The sequence below is a fragment of the Tannerella forsythia genome (assembly GCF_003860135.1).
Taxonomy (GTDB): domain Bacteria; phylum Bacteroidota; class Bacteroidia; order Bacteroidales; family Tannerellaceae; genus Tannerella; species Tannerella forsythia_A.
Genome location: NZ_RQYN01000031.1, coordinates 1 through 22,187 on the forward strand (window position 1 = coordinate 1; position 22,187 = coordinate 22,187).

Annotated in this window: 16 protein-coding genes and 1 tRNA gene; 6 read left to right on the forward strand and 11 right to left on the reverse strand. The window is 48.3% G+C overall.

Annotated elements, in window-relative coordinates:
- Window positions 1-338: 338 nt before the first annotated feature.
- From asnS to purB, 3 genes are all read right to left on the reverse strand, one after another.
- On the reverse strand, window positions 339-1,736 hold the full coding sequence (gene asnS / locus EII41_RS08590) for an asparagine--tRNA ligase (protein ID WP_124790251.1): 1,398 nt from the start codon (window positions 1,734-1,736) through the stop codon (window positions 339-341).
- Between the two features lie 24 nt (window positions 1,737-1,760).
- The gene (locus EII41_RS08595) at window positions 1,761-3,059 is read right to left on the reverse strand and encodes a pseudouridine synthase (RefSeq protein WP_124790252.1); all 1,299 of its coding nucleotides are present in this window, start codon (window positions 3,057-3,059) and stop codon (window positions 1,761-1,763) included.
- Window positions 3,060-3,143: 84 nt separating this feature from the next.
- On the reverse strand, window positions 3,144-4,487 hold the full coding sequence (gene purB, locus EII41_RS08600) for an adenylosuccinate lyase (RefSeq protein WP_124790253.1): 1,344 nt from the start codon (window positions 4,485-4,487) through the stop codon (window positions 3,144-3,146).
- 513 nt (window positions 4,488-5,000) lie between these two features.
- Between purB and EII41_RS08605 the strand changes: the two genes are divergently transcribed.
- Both EII41_RS08605 and EII41_RS08610 read left to right on the forward strand, forming a co-directional pair.
- The gene (locus EII41_RS08605; protein WP_124790254.1) at window positions 5,001-7,376 is read left to right on the forward strand and encodes a DUF2339 domain-containing protein; all 2,376 of its coding nucleotides are present in this window, start codon (window positions 5,001-5,003) and stop codon (window positions 7,374-7,376) included.
- A complete protein-coding gene (locus tag EII41_RS08610) occupies window positions 7,348-8,541 on the forward strand; it encodes a hypothetical protein (RefSeq protein ID WP_124790255.1) in 1,194 nt (397 codons plus the stop codon). The genes EII41_RS08605 and EII41_RS08610 overlap by 29 nt, the downstream gene beginning before the upstream one ends.
- A 1-nt stretch (window position 8,542) precedes the next feature.
- Here EII41_RS08610 and EII41_RS08615 read toward each other — a convergent pair whose 3' ends face one another.
- Together EII41_RS08615 and EII41_RS08620 are read right to left on the reverse strand one after the other, a co-directional pair.
- Window positions 8,543-9,493, reverse strand: a complete 951-nt coding sequence (locus tag EII41_RS08615; RefSeq protein ID WP_124790256.1) for a glycosyltransferase family 2 protein — start codon at window positions 9,491-9,493, stop codon at window positions 8,543-8,545.
- Window positions 9,490-10,281, reverse strand: a complete 792-nt coding sequence (locus tag EII41_RS08620) for a hypothetical protein (protein WP_260425531.1) — start codon at window positions 10,279-10,281, stop codon at window positions 9,490-9,492. Before EII41_RS08620 ends, EII41_RS08615 begins: the two co-directional genes overlap by 4 nt.
- A gap of 95 nt (window positions 10,282-10,376) precedes the next feature.
- Here EII41_RS08620 and EII41_RS08625 point away from each other — a divergent pair, with 95 nt between their 5' ends.
- Window positions 10,377-11,840 (forward strand): sodium:solute symporter, encoded by a 1,464-nt coding sequence (locus EII41_RS08625; RefSeq protein ID WP_124751118.1) that lies wholly within the window; start codon window positions 10,377-10,379, stop codon window positions 11,838-11,840.
- A gap of 132 nt (window positions 11,841-11,972) precedes the next feature.
- On the opposite strand, the gene creD is transcribed toward EII41_RS08625, so the two are convergent.
- The 4 genes from creD to EII41_RS08645 all read right to left on the reverse strand — a co-directional run bounded on the left by creD (window position 11,973) and on the right by EII41_RS08645 (window position 14,912).
- The gene (gene creD / locus EII41_RS08630) at window positions 11,973-13,379 is read right to left on the reverse strand and encodes a cell envelope integrity protein CreD (RefSeq protein ID WP_124790258.1); all 1,407 of its coding nucleotides are present in this window, start codon (window positions 13,377-13,379) and stop codon (window positions 11,973-11,975) included.
- Between the two features lie 90 nt (window positions 13,380-13,469).
- Complete coding sequence (locus EII41_RS08635) at window positions 13,470-13,784, reverse strand: winged helix-turn-helix domain-containing protein (protein ID WP_124790259.1); 315 nt, start codon at window positions 13,782-13,784, stop codon at window positions 13,470-13,472.
- Window positions 13,781-14,425: a hypothetical protein gene (locus tag EII41_RS08640; RefSeq protein WP_124751121.1), complete on the reverse strand. Its 645-nt coding sequence runs from the start codon at window positions 14,423-14,425 to the stop codon at window positions 13,781-13,783. The genes EII41_RS08635 and EII41_RS08640 overlap by 4 nt, the downstream gene beginning before the upstream one ends.
- A 402-nt stretch (window positions 14,426-14,827) precedes the next feature.
- Window positions 14,828-14,912, reverse strand: a tRNA-Ser gene (locus EII41_RS08645).
- 1,005 nt (window positions 14,913-15,917) lie between these two features.
- Here EII41_RS08645 and EII41_RS08650 point away from each other — a divergent pair.
- Window positions 15,918-17,198, forward strand: a complete 1,281-nt coding sequence (locus EII41_RS08650; RefSeq protein ID WP_124790260.1) for a hypothetical protein — start codon at window positions 15,918-15,920, stop codon at window positions 17,196-17,198.
- Between the two features lie 49 nt (window positions 17,199-17,247).
- Here the strand turns inward: EII41_RS08650 and clpB are convergent, their stop codons facing one another.
- Entirely contained in the window at window positions 17,248-19,836 is a 2,589-nt protein-coding gene (gene clpB / locus EII41_RS08655) for an ATP-dependent chaperone ClpB (protein ID WP_124790261.1), read from the reverse strand.
- A 192-nt stretch (window positions 19,837-20,028) separates the two neighbouring features.
- Between clpB and tsaB the strand changes: the two genes are divergently transcribed.
- Window positions 20,029-20,712, forward strand: a complete 684-nt coding sequence (gene tsaB / locus EII41_RS08660) for a tRNA (adenosine(37)-N6)-threonylcarbamoyltransferase complex dimerization subunit type 1 TsaB (RefSeq protein ID WP_124790262.1) — start codon at window positions 20,029-20,031, stop codon at window positions 20,710-20,712.
- A gap of 5 nt (window positions 20,713-20,717) precedes the next feature.
- Window positions 20,718-21,608 (forward strand): phospholipase A, encoded by an 891-nt coding sequence (locus tag EII41_RS08665; protein ID WP_124790263.1) that lies wholly within the window; start codon window positions 20,718-20,720, stop codon window positions 21,606-21,608.
- A 107-nt stretch (window positions 21,609-21,715) separates the two neighbouring features.
- Here EII41_RS08665 and EII41_RS08670 read toward each other — a convergent pair whose 3' ends face one another.
- On the reverse strand, window positions 21,716-22,180 hold the full coding sequence (locus EII41_RS08670; RefSeq protein ID WP_124751126.1) for a hypothetical protein: 465 nt from the start codon (window positions 22,178-22,180) through the stop codon (window positions 21,716-21,718).
- Between the last annotated feature and the right edge of the window lie 7 nt (window positions 22,181-22,187).

The following is a 22,187-nucleotide window of genomic DNA, read 5'->3' on the forward strand; positions in this document are numbered from 1 at the left end:
TTTGCAGGGTTTTATACTGTAAAGATACAAATTCCTGCAAATATATACAACTGTTTTTGATATTATTTTATTGAATCGCAAAGTGTTAAGCGGATATTAAGGAGCGACTAAATAAAAGGATAAAACCCCGTCTCATCCTCCCCTTAAACCTCTCCTCGGAGGGGGGGGGGCAGGATTACTCCGGCTGCTTTAAAAAAGCATTACTGTGATGATTTCTTGAATGATTCAGTCATGAGTCATTTTCAGCTCATAAAAACAAGCGTTTTTGTAGTGATATAATCCCCCCTTATTTTATTCGTGTTCTTCCGAACACAAGAAGAAAATAAGGGGGGATTTTTTTAAAACTCTGCGTTCTTCGGGGTGCGCGGGAACGGCATCACATCACGGATGTTAGACATCCCGGTGACGAATAGCAATAACCGCTCGAAGCCCAGTCCGAATCCGGCATGAGGACACGTCCCGAATTTTCGGGTGTCGAGATACCACCACATATCCTTCATCGGGATGTGGAGTTCCTCAATGCGTTGGAGTAGTTTGTCGTAGTCTGCTTCACGCTCCGAGCCTCCAATGATTTCGCCGATCTTCGGGAACAGTACATCCATGGCACGTACCGTCTTCCCATCCTCGTTCTGTTTCATATAGAAGGCCTTGATCTCTTTCGGATAATCAGTCAGAATGACGGGGCGTTTGAAATGTTCTTCCACGAGGTAGCGTTCGTGCTCCGAAGCGAGATCGGCTCCCCAATAGACAGGGAATTCGAATGAATGTCCTTTGGCCACAGCCTCTTCGAGGATGCGTATACCTTCCGTATAGGCCAGACGTACGAAATCGTCTTTCAACACGCTTTCCAGCCGGTTGATCAGTTCCTTGTCGAACATATCGTTGAGGAATTGAATATCGTCGCGGCAATGGTCTAAAGCCCATTGCACACAATATTTGATAAACTCTTCCGCAAGGTTCATATTTTCTTCGATTTCGTTAAAAGCCACTTCCGGCTCAATCATCCAGAACTCGGCCAGGTGGCGCGGAGTGTTCGAATTTTCAGCACGGAACGTAGGCCCGAACGTGTAGATGGCTCCCAGTCCCATGGCCGCCAGCTCGCCTTCCAACTGTCCGGAAACCGTCAGGCTGGCCTGCTTGCCGAAGAAGTCGTCGTCGTAATTGACGGAGCCGTCTTCGTTCTTTTTCACCTGCTTCAGGTCTTGTGTCGTAACCTGAAACATTTGCCCTGCGCCCTCGGCATCGGAGGCCGTGATGATAGGCGTATGGAAGTAGAAGAAGCCCTTCTGATGGAAGAACGTGTGGATGGCCATAGCCATGTGATGGCGGATGCGGAATACGGCGCCGAAGGTGTTGGTGCGCGGACGCAAGTGGGCGATCTCGCGCAGGAATTCGAGTGAATGTCCTTTCTTCTGCAACGGGTATGCGTTTGGGTCGGCTGCGCCGAGCAGTTCGATCCGATCGGCCTGCACCTCCACCTGCTGTCCTTGTCCCTGCGACGGTACGAGCTTTCCGCTGACACGAATACATGAGCCGGTCGTGACCTGCTTCAGGTTTTCTTCGCCCAGCTTCTCGATGTCCGCAACCACTTGCAGGTTATGAATCGTCGTTCCGTCGTTCAGTGCGATAAAAGTCACCTGCTTACTGCCTCTTCGCGTACGTACCCATCCGCAGACATCTACATCCGTGCCGCACGCCTCGCCTTTTAATAGGTCTGTAATCTTTGTTCGTTTCATTGTGGATTTTACCTCCTATAATGCTTATTCAAATGCTCCCATGCGTAAAGCACTTACTTCCTGTTCGTTCAGATAGCGCCATTTGCCACGGCCCAGATTCTTCTTCGTCAGCCCGGCAAAATAAACGCGGTCGAGTTTGGTCACGTGATAGCCGAGTGCTTCGAACATACGGCGTACGATACGGTTTCGTCCCGAGTGAATCTCGACTCCGACCTGTTTTCTGTCGGTCTCGCTGGCATAACTGATCGCATCGGCATGGATTTCACCGTCTTCCAGCTCCAGTCCGGTAGCCAATTTTTCCATATCTTCGACCGCGACATCCTTGTCTAACCACACGTGGTAGATTTTTTTCTTTTTAAATGACGGATGCGTCAGTTTCGATGCCAGATTACCATCGTTTGTCAACAACAATACACCGGTCGTGTTGCGATCCAGACGACCGACGGGATAGATGCGTTCGTGGCAGGCGTTCTTCACCAAGTCCATAACCGTGCGGCGATTTTGTGGGTCATCTACCGTTGTCATACAGTTTTTCGGTTTGTTGAGCAGGATGTAAATCTTGCTTTCGATGCGCACCGGTTGGTCGTGAAACATCACCTGATCCTGACGGGTAATCTTTGTACCGAGTTCTTTCACTACTTCGCCGTTCACTTTTACGACGCCGGCCTGAATAAATGTGTCTGCCTCGCGACGTGAACATACACCGGCATTGGCCAGAAATTTATTCAAACGGATCGGTTCGTTCGGATCAGTCAGTTCTTCTTCATATTTTACTTGCTTTTGGAAGTTGAACTTCATGTTCGGGCGTGAGCCTTTCTTCGCCTGTTTCTTGGGCTTGCCTCCCGGACGGTTGTTGCTTCCGGGTACTCCGGGACGCCGCTCGTTATTTTTCGGTGCACGGAAATGTCCGCCTTCGTTTCCTGTGCGTGGCACATAGGGACGCCGTGGTCTGCCCTCAGGCGATTGCGAATAGGAGGGCATATAAGGCTGGCGTTCGCCACCCTCCGGATCACTTGCGCGAAGCGGCCGTTCTTCTTCCTGCATGTAGGGGTCAGCTTGCCGATAAGAAGGTCTTTCTCCGAAAGGTCTACCGTACGGAGGCCGGTTATAGTCAGCCATGCGGCTATCCTTGATGCGCGGACGACGTTTGGCGACCGGGCGGCTTGCTCCTTCCATCTGGTAGCCTCCGCCATCTCTCGTGGCGCGGTAAGCAGGCTTCCGTTCTTCCTTTTCGCTACGCGAAACACTGCCCCGTTGATTCTGATTTTCCGGGTTTTCATTTTCTGGACGAGGTTGGCGTCCGTCTTTTTCTTCTAAATCCATACTGAATAGTAATAATTGATTGTTAAACGTGTTACACAGTCTCCCGACTGTTTTAAAATGGTTATTCTATTTTTTGTTTTCGTTTTATATTCCTGTATAATTATGCGGGGTTACGGCTTTCAACTCTTGTTTCACAGCGTCGCTCAAATCGAGAGCGTCGATAAATTGTGCAATCGATGAAGCCGTGATCGCTTCGTTTGTGCGTGTCAATGCTTTCAGCGCTTCATACGGTTGGGGATATCCCTCACGGCGCAGAATGGTTTGAAGAGCTTCGGCTACGACAGCCCATTGCGCATCCAATTCGCGCGATACGGCTTGTTCGTTCAACAGTAGTTTGTCGAGGCCTTTCATCAAACTTTTGAGTGCGATTTCAATATGAGCCAGCGGTACGCCGATATTACGCAATACGGTCGAGTCCGTCAAATCTCGCTGTTGCCGGGAGATCGGCAGCTTCATACTCAGATGCGTAAGGATCGCATCGGCCACGCCGAGATTGCCTTCGGCATTTTCGAAATCGATCGGATTGACCTTATGCGGCATCGCCGACGAGCCGACCTCGCCCTCTTTGATCTTCTGCTTGAAATATTCCATCGAGATGTACTGCCATACGTCTCGACAAAGGTCGATCAGGATCGTATCGATGCGTCGCAAACCGTCGAAGAGAGCCGCCAGATTGTCGTAGTTCGATATTTGGGTCGTCCATGCTTCACGCTTCAACCCAAGCACGCCCTCCACAAACCGATTTCCGAATTGCTGCCAGTCATGCTGCGGATAAGCCACATGATGAGCGTTGAAGTTGCCCGTCGCTCCCCCGAACTTGGCCGAGATGGGCACGGCCTTGAGTAGTGCCAGTTGCTGCTCAAGCCGATAGACAAACACCTGAAACTCTTTTCCCAAACGGGTAGGGGAGGCAGGTTGCCCGTGCGTTTTGGCGAGCATCGGAACGTCTTTCCACGCTTCGGCATATCCTTTCAGCTTGGCGATCACCGCTTCAATATCGGGGAAATAAACCGCCGCTAATGCTTCTTTCAACGAAAGAGGAACAGCGGTATTATTCACATCCTGCGAAGTAAGTCCGAAATGAATGAACTCTTTGTACGCTTGTAACGAGAGCGCATCGAATTGCTCTTTGATGAAATATTCGACGGCTTTCACATCATGATTCGTCGTCCGTTCAATTTCTTTCACACGTCGTGCATCATCGAGCGAGAAGTCAAGATAAATCTTCCGTAAGGTCGTTTTTACATCGTCTTTATTCAAGGCTTGGATAGGTGGCAAAACTTCCGCCAACAAACAAACATATTCGATTTCTACGCGCACACGATACCGGATCAGCGCAAACTCCGAAAAATAGGCAGCCAGCGCTTCTACCTTGTCCCGGTAGCGTCCATCTACCGGAGATATAGCTGTCAAAGCAGAAAGAGTCATTCTTTATCGTAAAATTGAAGTGCAAAGATAGTACTTTTCCGTAAATAACTGCGAGTGCGTGCCATAAAAAAACAAGGGCATGACGTATTCAAAGGTCTTTGTTGGAACGGTATTCTCCGTAGAGTTTATGAGGCTTTCCGCCGATGCCGTGAAGTATCCGTAGAGTTTATGAGGCTTTCCGTTGATGCCGTGAAGTCTCCGTAGGGTTTATGGGGCTTTCCGCCGATGCCGTGAAGTATCCGTAGAGTTTATGAGGCTTTCCGTTGATGCCGTGAAGTCTCCATAGGGTTTATGGGGCTTTCCGTTGATGCCGTGAAGTCTCCGTAGGGTTTACGAGGCTTTCCGTTGATACCGGGATATTTTTCGCATGCCTCATCGGGAATATCCCTTATGGTCTTTGTCCGGTACGATTCCGTTCTCTATCGGATTTTTATCTTTTTTATTGCGCCGGCATAAAATATCGGCTTTTTTGTCTATGTTTGCTCGGTAAATAAAGAACGAAAATAGATGTAGATGGAAGATTTGATAATTATTCTGTTGGTAATATTGTTTATACTTGTGCCGATTATCGGTTGGGCGATGTTGCTCGGTCGTATCAGAGATGTTTCGAAACGGCTTCTCTCAATGGAAGCGATGTTGCAAAAATTACTGGAAAAGAAGACAGACGCATCGGCCGAAGAAGAGGCCGTTCCTGAGCCTGTTGCGCAACGTTCGGTTGTTGAATCTCCGACCGTTCCTCCGCAGACGGACAGTATGAAAGAAGTCCCCGAAGCGCGCGAATATATAAGCGTTGCGCCTCCACCGCCTCCGCCACGGGAAATGAAAACTTCCGCCGCGCCTGTGCCTCCGCCTCCAGCACCGGTCGAGGTCCGTCCTGTCATAGAATCGCCGATGCCTGCCGCTTCGGCCGCACCTTCTGCTCCGAAGCCTTCGAAAAAAATCAATTACGAAGAATTTATCGGTGGAAACTTGTTCGGCAAAATCGGTATCTTCGTGCTGGTGGTCGGTATCGGGCTGTTTGTGAAATACGCCATCGATAACGAGTGGATCAACGAAGTGTCGCGAACCATTTTGGGTTTTGCCACAGGCTCCGGTCTACTGCTCATCGCTGCGAAGTTGCAGAAGAAATATCGCGCTTTCAGTTCGTTACTGACCGGTGGCGCCTTTGCCACGTTCTACGTCACCGTAGCCGTGGCGTACCATTATTATCAATTGTTCTCTCAGCCGGTTGCTTTCGTGATTCTCGTCGTGCTGACCGTATTTATGGCCGCGCTCGCCGTTCTGTACGATCGGCGCGAACTGGCTGTTATCGCGCTCCTCGGCGGGTATATCGCGCCTTTCCTGACGAGCAGCGGCGAAGGCAACTACATGGTGCTGTTCTCCTACATCGCCATCTTGAACGTCGGCATGTTCGTGCTATCGCTCTTCAAAAAGTGGGCGGAGTTACCGATGATTTCGTTCTTCTCCACGTATCTTATTATGCTCCTATTTCAGATGAACACGAGCGTGAACGACCCTGTCATGGCGTTGCGGTTGCTTCTTTTCGCTTCGCTCTTCTACGTGATCTTCCTTTTGCCTCTCCTGTCTATCCTGCGTAACGACCGGGGATGGGTGTGGACCAACCGGATGCTGTTGATGACGGTCGTCCTGAATAACTTCGTTTATATGGGATTCAGTTTGCTTTTTGTCGATCACTTGGCGCTCCCGGTGAAGATTCACGGCCTGTTCCCACTCGGCATAGCCATCGTCAATATGGTGGCCATTCTGTGGTTGCGAAAACGCGGGCTCGAATATCAATTCCTGCTTCATACGTTGCTTGGCGTCGTGCTGACCTTCGTCTCCATTGCTGTCCCTGTTCAGCTCGAAGGCACGTTCATTACGCTTTTCTGGGCTTCTGAAATGGTGCTGCTCGGATGGCTTTACGCCCAATCGAAAGCGCGGATGTACGCATACTTTTCCTTTATCCTCGCATGGCTTACGTTGATCTCATTCGTGATGGATATCGTTCCGTATGAAATCGACCTGACGGAAGGACAAACGATCTTTGCCAATAAATTGTTTGTTACGAATGCCTTTGTTTGCCTGAGTTATCTGGTGCTCGCTGTATTGATAGGCCGTTATCGTGAAGCATTCGATAAAACGTATATCCTGAGATATACGCCGGTCAATGCCGTACTGATTCTGCTTTCCGTCTTTCTGGGAAACGTGGTTGTGGTATGGGAAATGTCGCGTTTTACCGTCGCGGGAAGTCATATTTCGCTGTTTCAGACGAGTTATATCCTCTTCCTGAGCATTGCCTTGTCGCGTCGTTTCCGGCTCGGTGCGGGCTGGTCGTGGGCGTACTTTTCAGGGATGATTTTCAGTGTCGTGCTTTACGCGCTCACCATTCTGCCTTACGAGCCCGAAAGTGCTCGTACGGCATGGATGATTCTCGCAACGGTCGTGGCCGAACTGGTGTGGGGCGGTGTCCTCTACTATCGAAATACGCCGGCACGAAGCTCGGCCAGCAACGGTTTTACGATTTACCTCAGTCTGTTGGCTACGGCCACGTGGACGCTGGCTGTTCGTCACCTGCTGCACACCGTCGGATGGAACGACAGTCTGAGCGCCGGTTTCTCCATCGCTCTGTCGGTGGCGGGATTCGCTCTGATGACCTTGGGGATGCGGAAACACCTTAAGACGCTCCGGATGTTGAGCCTCGGCGTATTTGCCGTCGTGCTCGGCAAATTACTGATTGTCGATGTCTGGACGATGCCGATAGCCGGAAAGATAGCCGTATTCATTTTGCTCGGTGTTATTCTGTTGCTGTTGTCGTTCCTGTATCAAAAGCTGAAAAACGTATTGTTTAGTGATGAACGTGATGAAACCGAAAAGGAAGAAAATAAATAAGGCAACTTTTGTCGGCTTTTGGCTGATGTTGGCGGCCAGTACCGTGATCGCTCAGACGCATCGTGCCGTCCTGTCTCCTGTCGATGCAGACGGCTTTTATGCCATCGATCTGCCGGCTCCGTTGATCGGCGCAGCCCGTGCCGATTTGGCCGACCTGCGTATACGTGACGAGCACGGGCGTGAGGTCGCGTATTTTGTGCGCGAAGCAACTTCCGTCAGTCGAGGCCATGACTTCGAACCGTATCCCATCGAGCTGAACCGGCGAACGTCGCAGACGGATATCCGGATTCAAACGGACGGTGAACGCGTCTCGTCGTTTACGGTACGGGTGAAGAATGCCGATACCGATAAGCAGGCCATTCTTAAAGGCAGCAATGACGGTGAAAACTGGTATGCGGTGAAAGACCGTATTCGCCTGTCGGAACAGGCTGAGGTGCGCGGAACGGAAGCGTGGCTGACGGTTTCGTTTCCGGTCTCCGACTATCGTTATTATCTGCTCTCGGTAAACGATTCGCTGTCGGCACCCCTGAATATCCTTTCCGTCGGACGTTATGGGGCGGGAGATACCCGCATCCGTCACCTGATGAACGTGCCCGCCACGCATTACGCATTGCGTACCGATAACGTGCGGAAACAGACCGAGGTGACGTTGGCTTTTCCTTATGCTTATCGCTTTGAGGACGTGGTCTTTTACATATCCGCTCCCGAAGATTACGATCGGGGGGTATGGCTGAACGATGTAAAAATCGGTCGATTGCGTTCCGAAGCCGGCAGTGCACAGGCTCTTCCAAGTCTTCCACAGAACATGGATACATTGCGTTTTCGGATTGCGAACGGCGATGACCAACCGCTCCGGATTGATTCGGTTGCCGCGCGAATTGTGCGTCGTTATGTGGTGGCGCAGCTCAAAAAAGGACATTACACATTAACGTATGGCGATGTCGGAGCTTCTGCGCCGCAATATGATTTGACGTTTCGTAAACGTGTACCGGATGAGCTACCGCATCTATCTGTCGTCTTGATTGAACGTACCGGTGCTCCGGACGAGCCTCCTCATCCGTGGATGGTCTTTCTGAAGACATACGGCGTGTGGATCGTTATCGCTCTCGTAACGATACAACTTCTCTATATGGTTTGGCGGATGATGCGGAAGAGCGAAGGATGAATCAATCGGTTTCGTTGTCCGTATAGTTTCGCTTCTCGTCGATGATATATTCCGGCCGGTTTTTGATTTCGTCAAAGAGCACGCCGATGTATTGTCCCAACACGCCGATGGTAAGCAGTTGGACACCCCCGAAAAAGACCACGACGGTCATGATCGAAGTCCAGCCGGTCTCGGCGTTGCTGAACCCGTACAATTTGCCGAGCATAAACCAGATGGCCAGAACAATCCCGATGATGACGGCGATAAATCCCAGGCTCATCGCTAATCGCAACGGTTTCTTCGAGAAATACAGCAAGGCGTTCGACGCAAATCGGATCATTTTACTCAACGGGTATTTCGTCTCGCCGGCCACGCGTGCCTTGCGCTCGTAATAGAAAGGTACTTGCTTGAAGCCGATCCAGCTGACCAGTCCCCGGATGTATTTGCCGTGTTCGCGCAGGCGGTTGAACTCGTTCATGATTTTCCGGTCGATCAGGCGGAAATCGCCCGTGTCAAGCGGAAATTCGACTTCGCTCATCCGGTTCATCGTCCGATAGAACAGCCTTGCGGTAAGAAGTTTGAAGAAGCTCTCCTTGTCGCGCGAGCGGCGCACGCAATAGACGCTGTTCGCCTGCTCTTTTTCGCGTAAGGCGAGAATCTCCGGAATCAGTTCGGGCGGGTCTTGCAGGTCGGCGTCCATGATGATCGCCAAGTCGGTATGGCAATTTCTGATACCGGCCGAGACTGCCGGTTGATGGCCGAAGTTGCGGGAGAAATGAAGTACTTTGACATGCGCGTCTGACGCCGCGATCTCGTCGAGCATAGCACGTGTCTTGTCAAGGCTGCCGTCGTTGACGTAGATGATCTCGGCATCGCACGGTAACGTCTCCAAAACCGCCTTGGTGCGTCTGTACGATTCACGAAGAACTTCTTCTTCGTTAAAGCAGGGAATAATTACGGAAAGACTTTTCATTCCTCCTTGTCCGATGTGTCGTTTTCATTTTTCTCTCCGTGGATGATCCGGGCGATCTCTTCCTTGTTCAACTCTTTTACATTCGTGACGGTAAAAGCTTTGGACAAGAAGTTACCGTATTGGTTACATTCTCCAACAATGGTTTCAATCAGTCGTTTGATATCGGTACGTATCGGCATCAATACGAGCAGGTCGGCATAGGTTTCGTGTACGGTCAGCCGTTCGATTTCGCAGTCCGCGTTCTGCATGGCGAAAGCAAATTCGCGCTCGATTACGTTCCGCTGATAATCGAGAAACGGTTGGTTCTCGCTTGCCTGAAGCAGGAGATAGAAGCGAAGTTTTTGGCCTTTACCTCCCAACCCCGTGGAGATATAAATCTGCTTCTCTTCCGAGAGTTCGGACTCCAGCATGATCCGGCTCTCCATCAGGGCCATGTAGGCCCAGTCGGTCAGTCCCGGATCGGGCGACTGCACGTAGCGTTCCAATCTGCGGTACGATTTGACATCTCTCGAAACGGCGAATATGGAAAGGATACGCCGTTTGTATTCCTCGGTCGATTCGGGATTGTAGAGGTCGCTCTCGAATTGCTCGAAGTCGTCTTCCGTCCATGGAACCGCTTCTTTCCTCAGTCGGTCGGAGAATTTGAAATACTGCAATTGCTTCTCTACCGGAACGCGTTGTTCAAGCACATGAAAATCTCCTTCCGTCTCCGATAGGAATTTTTGAAATTGTTTGAATTCACCCGGTTGTTGCATTGTCTTTCCTCCGTCTTTTTCTGAACCGAACACAAATATACGACATTTTTGCTAAATCGGGAAAAAAGCGTAGTTTTGCCCGCAAAAATAAAATCGCAAAAAACTAAAGCAAAAAATACACAATTTCTATGAGCAGTCAGCTTATTCTTCTGATAATCGTCGCCTATTTCGGTCTATTGTTGTTGATCGCATGGATAACGGGACGTAAAAGTTCGAGTAATGATGCTTTTTTTCTGGGAAACCGTAAGTCGCCATGGTATATCGTAGCCATCGGGATGGTCGGTTCGTCGCTCTCGGGGGTGACGTTCGTGTCGGTACCCGGCTGGGTACGCCAGATCGATATGACATATATGCAGACGGTCTTAGGCTTCTTTTTTGGTTATGTGTTGATTGCGAATGTACTGCTTCCTCTCTACTATAAGTTGCGACTTACCTCCATTTATACGTATCTCGAAACGCGTATCGGGCGGAGGAGCTACAAAACAGGGGCTTCGTTCTTCCTGCTTTCGAAGATTATCGGTGCAGCGGCACGGCTCTATCTCGTGGTACTTATCCTACAGACCTACGTATTCAGTACGTGGAATATCCCGTTCGGGGTCACGGTCATCGTCAGTATCCTTCTCGTCTGGCTCTATACCTACCGCAGTGGCGTGAAGACGATTATCTGGACGGATACGTTGCAGGCGCTCTGTCTTGTCGGGACGCTTGTGGTGATCATCTGGCAAGTAAAAGATCGGATGGGACTGGACATGATCGGGATGTGGCAGACCGTTACGGACAGCTCCCATTTCCGCATTTTTGAGTGGAACGACTGGGGGAGTACGCAGCATTTCGTAAAACAGTTCTTTAGCGGGATATTCATTACTATCGTGATGACCGGGCTCGATCAGGATATGATGCAGAAGAATCTTTCGTGCAAGAGCCTGAAGGATGCGCAGAAGAATATGTACACTTACGGACTGGCCTTCACACCGATCAATTTTTTGTTCCTCTGTCTCGGGGTCTTGTTGATCACGCTTGCCGCACAGCAAGGAATCACATTACCGGCTTCGGGCGATGACATTCTCCCCATGTTCTGTACTTCCGGCATTTTGGGAAGCACCATTCTGGTTTTCTTTACGATCGGGATCATTGCGGCGGCTTTCAGCAGTGCCGACTCAGCTCTGACGGCGCTCACTACTTCGTTTTGCGTCGATATACTCGGAATCGAAAAAGAACAGGCCAAGAAAGCCAAGCAGACGCGTATGAAAGTGCATCTGCTTATCTCGGTGCTGTTTGTTATCATCATTATGATATTCAAAGCGCTGAATAACCGCAGCGTGATCGATGCAATCTATGTCATTGCTTCCTACACGTACGGGCCGCTCCTCGGACTGTTTGCTTTCGGGCTGTTTACGAAACGTCAGCCGATTGATCGGTATGTACCTTATATATGTATCGCCTCGCCCCTGATTTGTTTCGCTCTTGAACAACTGGTGTTGCGGGTTACGGGCTACCGTTTCGGGTACGAGATGCTGATGATTAACGGCGCCATCACTTTCGCCGGGCTGTGGCTTACTTCGCTCTGGAAAGTGAAGGAACGAACAGTCTGATTTCATCCGTCCGAGAAACGAGAAAGAGGTGTGATCTCGCGCTTAACTCAAGAGGAGTTACCGAAACGTTTAGTCTCGATACCTCCTCCGGAATAAAAATGGGATTGCTCACCCTTGGAACGTTTCTGAGACTTATTCTCGACCGCTCCAGTTGATGCGTTGCGACACGTACATGATGACTGCAAGAATCACAAACAGCCCGATGCTTCCCGCAAGCAATGCATACGTCTCCATCTGTATCAGTACGAAGATATACACGTACAGACAGGCCAGCAGTGCACCGATGGTCAATGCCGTTCGTTTGATTTTCAGTACGCCGGCCATGTAACATGTGATCAGCGAGACGGTCATGGCTGATGCCACGGTGTAGGCCGTCGTGAAGCCCGTATGCTCCGAAATAGAGATCAGCAGTGAATAGAACAGGCATAACGCCAATCCGATAAGCAGATACTGAAGCGGATGTATCTGTTTCTTTTGCAGCACTTCGACGAAGAAACTGACGACAAACGTGAGCAGGATGATGAGCATCGCGTACTTGACCGAACGCATCGATTTCTGATAATGTTGCACAGGCATCAGCATATCCACGCCGAAAACCGATTTAATGACTTCGCTGTTCCAGTTGCTCTCGGTCAGCATCTGTGGGTAGTTGCGGTTCAGGTGCATGACTTTCCAATCGCTCGTGAAGCCGGTTTCCGTCACATCGCGATGGTCGGGCAGGAACGCGCCGTTGAAGCTCGGTGTCCGGCAGTCCGAACTCAGCGCGACACTCGTCGTCTTACCCAGAGGTGCGAAATAGAGCGACTCCGATCCTCTAAGTTGCAACTTCACGGAAAACGATATGGTTTTCCCGTTGTTGAACAGAGGGCGGACATCCGCCTTACACGATACGCCTGATGTGAGCAGCTGGTTATGCGGAATGCCCGGATTGAAAACGAGTGTCTCTCCCCCGAAAGTCATCGTTACCTGTTCTCCGATACCGCGCAGGTCGGAGATGCCGATATTGATCATTGCTTCATCCAACTGCAGATCGTTAAGATTGCCTCCCGGAATGTTCAGCTCCTCAGGCAATACGAATGTACCTTTCATCTCGATGGGTGAGTTATAGACGACGACTTCGTACAGACCGCGTTTCAGTTCCTCTGTTCGGATGTCGCCGATGATTTCGAGTGTTTCGGGCAGTACATTGACAACGCTGATCGTTTTCTCGACTTTCCCGTCACTGTCCATTCTGACGACTTCTTTGAAGGGGATGGTTAATACGGGACCGAGTACGGTTTGTGCACTGCTCCATTTCTGATGTACCTCGTCGGTTGCATTTTCAGCTGTTCGCTCTCGTTCGCTAATCAGATTTTCGATCATCATCATCGGGATTATCAGCAGTAGGGTCAGTACTCCGATCAGTGTCATTTTGATGAACATACGCCAATGTGGAGGTAAGTTTAACTTGTCTCTGACCGGAGGAGGAGACGGTACTTCCCACTGCGGGGGTGTCGGTTGCTTTCCTGTTTGCGGATTGTTTTTTTGAGTTTCCATCATTTTCTACTTTTTACTTGTTTATACTATGATTATGATTAATGTTTGTCTGCGAAAAAGAACTTTGAATTGCAAAGTTTAGGTGCAAAAAAATTATTTTTGATACGGTTTCATCTGTTCTTTCAGAAAGGCTTCGAGGGCGTTGATGTGGGCGATAAACGCTTCACGTCCGCTCTTTGTAATGGCAAATGTCGTATTCGGCTTACGTCCGATAAATTGCTTGCTGCTCTGAAGGTAGCCGAGTGCTTCCAGACTGCGCGTATGACTGGCCAGATTGCCGTCCGTTAATTCGAGCAACGATTTCAGCGTGACGAAATCGACCGATTCATTCACCATTAAGACAGACATGATGCCCAGCCGAGCCTTGCTCTCAAACGCTTTGTTCAGATCTTCCGGTATCGGTTTCATCGGGTAGGCCGGTCGTATTTGAGATAAAAGAAAATGCCGTAAACGATGTGGAAGATTCCGAAGCCCATTGTCCAGAACAACAAGGCGTGTCCTTCGACAAAGCTGTCGGCCAGACCGAGTAGCAGTTCGGCATAGCCCAGATAGCGCGTATTCGAATACGTATAGCTTGAGGCATTGACTAAGGCGATACCGTAGAAAATCAGCATTACTGATGAGGTCAATCCGTAGTGCTCCTTCCAGATCAGCGAGAGGCAGAGGATACCGCCTACGACGAGCGGCAGGAAAAAGTTCAGCAACATCCGTTGCGCTGTACGGTCGAACACGAAACGTTGTCCGCTCCGTTGGGCTTTCCGTCGTGAAAAGAAGAATACTGTGGCCAGACAGAGCACAACGAGTACCGCCGCAAAGGTCAGCATCAGCTGCATGCGATAAGGCGTATTGACCTGCAGGCGCGGAAACGAAAGCAGGTCCTGCGACCATCCGCCCGTACCGCCCAGCATGTAATACGCTACGACAGCCGAAACACACGCATACACACCGACTAAAATGGCCGATGCACCGCTTAAACTCAAAACCTTCGACGATTTCTCCATCAAAGATCTGATTTCGTTTAAGGTGTTGAATACTTCTTTATTTTCCATCTTTTAAAAGTGCTTTGCGGTGCAAAGTTAATGCGAATATTCAAACCGACAAATAAAATCGATTAAAAAGAGGGAAACGTTTTTTACAACCATGAATTTGAGTGTTGTAAAATTTCTATCATTGCTGAAAAAAAAGTTCATCCGATATTTGGAATGATAGATGTATTATATATACAATCAATCTTTTATGCGAAGGGCTTGTTTGAAATCATCTTCTATCATAGGCACCTTGATAATAGTAAAGATATTACATTTGATAAACGGAGGGAATTCTTTGATTTCCAGAATGCTACAATAGCAATTCACCGTATTGCAAATGAACTTTTACACCTTATTGAGCCTAAGTTTTCGACTGTGAAAAAGGTGTAAATCAGTAGGGCATGTGATTTAAACCCTTTGTTGCGGAAAGAGAGGGATTCGAACCCCCGGAACCTCGCAGTTCAACGGTTTTCAAGACCGCCGCAATCGACCACTCTGCCATCTTTCCATACTTTCTTTCAAAAGTTGTGCAAAGATAGCTGTTTTTCTGTAATTCCCTACGGACAAAATCATTTTTACATATTGAATCATTTAATTTAATCTTACAACCACCTCTTTATTAGAGAAATGATTTTTGTTTGACAAATGTGTTTTATTTAAATCAATCGTATAATCGTAAAGACCAGTGAACCTTTTTGGGCGTTTTTGACTAACTATGATTGTTCGTTAGCGTGCCATCCACCTTCTCAGAATAAGTATCAACTGCAAAAGTCCGATGGCGTAAGATGAAGAGTTTTTTGCGTTTTTTCTTGAAGTATAAACAATCGGAAAATAAACATCAGGTTATAGGCGATCATCGAAAAAATCAAGGATACTTTTGTAGTACGAAAGTCGTTTAAATTAAAATTGTCCGATAAACTCATGTCTTTGTCTGATTTTTTGTCTTACGATGAAGATTCTTCTTGACTTTTTTCAAGATGGTGTCAGACAAATTTTATCGCAGATTTCAATTCCTTCCTCACGACGAAGCCAAAAGGTAGCCATCATCTTTAATATATTATTAGCAGAATCCATGAAAAGAAGATGCTGATTTCTGAAAGAAAATCTACAATTGTGCCTATTGGTACAAGGCTAAGTTATAATTTGATATCACACTTTAAACATGCTTGTCTTCTGCCCTATCTTATATCTTCTTTATAATCTTACACAATATTCGCTTCAAAAGGTTACCGGCCTAACTCCTTTACCCTTTACTTATTCAATAACAATCAAAAACATCAGATTCCTTTTTATCTATCGCTACGTATGAAAAATTTGAGCAATAGCAATAAAGATAATCTTCTGTATTGCGGAATGTGGGATAAAGCAATTATGCGATTTTATTGTCTGTCTTTTTCTTTGAAAACCGAGTGCTGAAAGACTAATTTTTAGAGTCCAAATGTTAAAATTTTACGGATGTATAGCATGAAAAATGAATATATTATATATTTGTCAAAATAAAAAATTAACCTATATGAAAACATATCGATTTTATGCGTCACTTTTATGTGCGACAGTAATCCTGGCCGGAATGACATCTTGTGATAAAGAAAGGCTCGGAGGTAAAGATGAACTGGATGGTGGGAACGGAAATGGTCTTACTTATAAGATCGGAGAGTGCGAGATGAACGGAAATACGGCAACGATTCATTTCGAGATTTTTAACAACAAACCGACCGATGAGGAAATTTCATTTGAAAATGTTTATTCCCAAGAATACTCATGGATATATGATGATTGGGGTAACCGTTATGCCAAAATGGAGAATGTATACATTCGGATAGGAGAGGTAGAAAGTAATGATTACACCGTGAGAACTGTACTTCCCAAAAAGAAGAAAATCAAGGGTATGATTAAAATCAGAGAAGTCTCGACTCAAGCCTCTGCCCTTAATTTTAAGATGCACACGAATCAGGGCTTTGATTTGAAAAAAACAAACTTGCAAATTCCTGACCGGGTTCCGTCTCTTCCCGAGAATAAGTTGAATTTGGTGAAATCGGTTGCCGGTTTTGAATTCACAGTGCTATCTTATCAGATAGAAGGAACAACTTGTACGATCCATTATAAAGTGAAAAATACCAATGCAGAAATGAAGAAACTATCTTTTGAAGGGACTACATTTGAAAAAAGTTGGTTATTTGATGATTGGGGGAATAATTACGAAGCAAATACGACAATATCTCTTGGAAGAAATGTTAATAAGTATACAATTGCAGAGTTTGTTCCATCTGATATTACACTGTATGGGCGTTTAGTTATTCGAGAACTTTATGTAAAAGCTTCATCATTAAGTTTCAATCTTGCTGCCAATCTGAGTGATGATATCCGGTTCGATGATGTTAAGTTGAAAGAAAGAACTTCTTCTCTACCTGTGGGTAAAGCTACATATAAAGAAGTTAATGTTCCTTCAGACAAATTAGAATGCAAGATAATTAAATGTTCTAGAAGTGGAACTTCCGTTATTATAGACTATTCCATTAGAAACAAAGACGCTGGCAGAAGGAAGTTTAATTTTTACATAGGTAATTCTTCGATCACAAATCAATTAGATGAAAAATTCTCCCGTTTTAGTATTAAAGCCCATATAGGAAATAAAACTGACTCATATAGTGTTTCAGAATCAATCCCTTACAATGTTACGGTTTATGGAAGGATTATACTCTCAGATGTCAAAGAACATTCTAAATCGTTGAATTTAAAATTAGAAACAAATTATCCAATACCATGGTCAATTAAAGATTTGGTGATAGAATAGAATAATAAGAATTCCCCGGCCTTCTTCTCTGATGACCGGGGAAATACATCTAATTCTCAAAACTTAATTCATTTCCGTCGAATCCGACTACGACCGGACGCTCGCGATTGATCTTGCCGCCAAGAATTTCTTTCGACAGCTCGTTAAGCACGAGGTCTTGGATCACTCGCTTGACGGGGCGCGCCCCGAACTGCGGGTCATACCCTTTCTCGGCCAGATAAGCCATCGCTCCGTCGGTAAATTGCAGGGTGATGCCGTTTGCGGCCAGCATTGCCTGTACATTCTTCAGTTGCAGATCAACGATCTGACGGATTTCCGACTCGTCAAGAGGCGTGAACATGATAATCTCGTCGATACGGTTCAAGAATTCGGGACGGATGCTTTTCTTCAGCAAGTCGAGTACCTGCGTCTTCGTCGCGGCAATTACCTGCGGACGATTCGCGGCCGTCATCCGCTCGAAGTTTTCACGTATCAGCGATGAGCCCATGTTGCTCGTCATGATGATGATCGTGTTCTTGAAGTTCACGGTTCGTCCTTTGTTGTCGGTCAGTCGGCCGTCGTCGAGTACTTGAAGCAACACATTGAATACGTCCGGATGCGCCTTCTCGATTTCGTCGAACAGCACGACCGAGTACGGTTTGCGCCGGATGGCTTCGGTCAGTTGCCCGCCCTCGTCGTAGCCGACGTATCCCGGAGGCGCTCCGACCAGTCGCGTGGCGCTGAATTTTTCCTGATATTCGCTCATATCGATGCGCGTCATCATGTTCTCGTCGTCGAAAAGATACTCGGCCAGCGCTTTGGCTAACTCGGTCTTCCCGACGCCTGTCGTACCGAGAAAGATAAACGAGCCGATCGGACGTTTAGGGTCTTGCAGCCCTGCCCGACTGCGACGCACGGCGTCGGCAATGGCACGGATCGCTTCCTCCTGCCCGACCACACGCCGGTGCAGCTCGTCTTCGAGGTGCAGCAGTTTGTCCCGCTCGCTCTGCATCATCTTGCTCACGGGGATACCCGTCCACCGCGACACAACGTCGGCGATATCTTCGCTGTCGACCTCTTCCTTAATCATTGCCGCGCTTCCCTGCATCTCGTGGAGCTGCGTCTGAATGGCTGCGTTCTCCTCCTCCTTGGCTTTGATCTTACCGTAACGTATCTCGGCCACCTTACCGTAATCGCCCTCGCGCTCGGCACGGTCGGCCTCATATTTCAGCGACTCGACGTCGATCTTATTCTGTTGAATCCGGTCGATCAGATTCTTTTCGCTTTGCCAGCGAGCCATTTGTTTTTTCTCGTCCTCCCTCAGGTCGGCGATTTCTTTGCTCAATTGCTCGAGTTTGGCTTTGTCGTCTTCGCGTTTGATGGCTTCGCGTTCAATTTCGAGCTGAGCGATGCGACGCGATACTTCGTCGAGCGACTCGGGCACCGAATCGACTTGCATCCGCAAACGTGCCGCGGCTTCGTCCATCAGGTCGATCGCCTTGTCCGGCAAAAATCGGTCGGTAATATAACGGCTCGAAAGCTGCACGGCGGCAATGATCGCATCGTCCTTGATACGTATCTTATGATGATTTTCGTATTTCTCCTTCAGGCCGCGTAAGATCGAGATCGTATCGGCCTCGTCCGGCTCGTCGACCGTCACCGTTTGAAAACGACGCTCCAACGCTTTGTCTTTCTCAAAATATTTCTGGTACTCGTCGAGTGTCGTCGCGCCGATCGCGCGCAATTCTCCGCGTGCCAACGCCGGTTTGAGGATATTGGCCGCGTCCATCGCGCCTTCGCTTTTTCCCGCGCCGACCAGCGTGTGAATCTCGTCGATAAACAGAATAATCTGTCCGTCCGAACGGCTGACTTCGTTGACTACGGCTTTCAGACGCTCCTCAAATTCGCCCTTGTATTTCGCTCCCGCAATCAGAGCGCCCATGTCGAGCGAAAAGATTTGTTTGCTCTTCAGGTTCTCCGGTACGTCGCCCCGCACAATCCGATGGGCCAATCCCTCGGCGATCGCCGTCTTACCGACTCCCGGCTCACCGATCAGGATCGGATTGTTCTTCGTCCGGCGACTTAAGATCTGTAACACGCGACGAATCTCTTCATCGCGCCCGATCACCGGATCGAGTTTCCCCGACCGTGCCCGTTCGTTAAGATTGATGGCGTATTTGCTCAGCGAATCGTAAGTATCTTCGGCCGATTGACTCGTCACTTTGCTGCCTTTCCTCAACTCTTCGATAGCGGCGCGTAAGTCCTTCTCGGTCATGCCGGCGTCTTTGAGCATCTGCGACGCGTCGCTTTGTTCCGTAAGCAGCGCCAATACGATATGCTCGAGCGAGACATACTGGTCGCCCATTTTCCCGCAGTAATCGATGGCTTTTTGCAACACGGCGTTAGCCTCGCGGCTCAGGTAAGGCTCGCCTCCCGCAACCTTCGGATACGACTCGAGTTTTCGATCCAACAACTGATTTAAACCCGCTGCATGGATGCCCAACTTCTGAAACAGGAACTGCATCATGCTCTCCCCTGTCAGAATGACAGCTTTCAGCAAGTGCGTCGCTTCGATACTTTGCCGGTTCTGCATCCTCACCAGCTCGACCGCCTTCTGCACCGCCTCTTGCGATTTGATAGTAAAATTGTTTAAATTCATTTCTTTCTCCTCCTTTGTTTTTTACGATAATTTGTTTGATACGAGACATACGGCAAATAAAATGCCACAGAGCGAATCATGACAGAATGGCACATTTCTTCCTCGCGTGGACGCGGAGGTTCTTTTTCATCGGTTTAACGTATAATTTTCGATTTTATGATACCTTTGTTGTCCGAAAATCATGATCAAGCAATGAGAATATTACATATCGAGACATCGACTAAAGTTTGCTCCGTCGCTTTATCCGAAGGAGGGAGCGTTGTTTTTGAGAAAGCATCGTTCGAAGGGCCCTCGCACGCGTCTTTGGCAGGTCTGTTTGTCGAAGAAGCCGTGTCCGTGGCAAAGGGAACGCTCGATGCCGTGGCGGTCAGTGCCGGCCCGGGGTCTTACACCGGATTGCGCATCGGGGTTTCGTTGGCCAAAGGATTATGTGTGGGAGCGGGTGTTCCCCTTATCGCCGTGCCGACGCTTGAACTGCTTGCTTCCGAAGCCATCCGGAAGCACGGAGACGCCGACGGTTTGTATTGTGCCATGATGGACGCCCGACGAATGGAAGTCTATGCAGCGATTTACGATGCCCGTTTGCATCCCGTGCGGGAAACAATGGCAGAAATCATTACGCCCGAAAGTTACGCTTCATGGCTGGAGACACGACGCGTATGCTTCTTTGGCGACGGAGCCACGAAATGTCAGTCCGTTCTCACATCGGAAAATGCTGTTTTTATCGACGAGATCTATCCATTGGCAACTGCGATGGTACCATTGGCCGAAAAGGCTTTCCTCGAGAAAAGATTTGTCGACACGGCCTATTTCGAACCGCTCTATCTGAAAGAATTTATCGCAACGACCCCTAAGAACAAAGTACTTGGAAAATAAATCAGATGAAACGTTTCTATTCTTTTATCTTGTTGTTTTTTTGCAGTGGCGCGCTTTACGCGCAGCAGCCTGCGGGAGAAGGCGCATTAAGTCGTATCGACAGCTTCCGAACGGTCATCCGGGAGAAGATAGAGGCGACACGAACGAATTATAATGCCGACAGCGTGCGCGCGATTATTGAAAATGGCCCGTATTTCGGAGTGTTTCGGGATAATTATTTTATCGGCGGTATCCCTGTCGGTCAAAAGATCAAAGCAGAGAACTCGAATGTGAAATTTCAGATCAGTGTGATCCAGCGTCTGACAAAAAGTAAATTACCCTTCGATACGTATCTGTTTCTTCAGTTTACGCAAAAAACGGTTTGGAATGTCTTAGAAGAATCTCTGCCGATGCGTGACCTGAATTTCAATCCGGGGATTGGGCTCGGCCATCTGATCGTCTATCAGAACCGATACATCGGAAAGGCTTTTTTGATGCTCGAACACGAGTCGAACGGAAAAGATGGAGAGGCGTCGCGTAGCTGGAACAAAGTATCGCTTAGCGGAAGTTTAATGGTCAGTCCGCATGTGGAATTGCAACTCAAAGCCTGGATACCGATTATCGACGGGGAGAACAACCGAGATATTCTCCGATACAATGGTCTGGGACATTTCGGGCTCAGTTACCGCACGAGTAACCGGCGGATTCAAGCCGGAATGCTGGCTACGTGGCGGCACAAATCTTTTAGCTTCAATACGCAATGGGAGCTTAGCTATAAACTCCATAAGAACGAAAACCAATATTTGTTCCTCCAGTATTATAACGGATACGGTGAGAATCTGTTGGATTACGATAAATTCAAGAGTGTGGTTCGTGTCGGCATGGTCATCAAGCCGCGAGACTTTAGCATTTTCTGATATTCTTTCTGCGGATAATCGTTGCTGAAAAAAGGTTTGAATCCGAAAAAAAGACGGAAGCCGCCAACGCAGCCTCCGTCTTGTTCCGATTTATTTCGCGGTATTTCTTACATCACTTCCGATGGGATATCGATTGCTTTTATTTCCTCTTTATCGGGAGAGATACCAACAATACGATCGACCACATAACGCGAGTAGCCCCGCCAAGGAATCGCGCCAAGATACTCGACGTAATGAAGTTCTACCGTCTGGCCTCCCGCGCTCATCAGTTCTTCCGCCACGGCTTTGTCCGAAACGGAAAATATGAATTCGTTCGATTGGATGCCTCCGTCCGCACTGGGGCGAATACCCGACTGGATCAGTCTGCCCTCATAGGTTTTAAAGACAATACCCTTGTAAACGACGTAATTCAACCGGCCGGTTTTGATACCTTTGGCAAATGGAAAGTAGTAATAAAACGAACCTCCTGCCAGCAAAACCGCTACGATTACCAACAACGCGATATTACGTATCTTGCGCCATTTGCGGCGGCGTTGTTCCACTCTTTCTACTTTATCTACCAACGATTCCATACCTTAT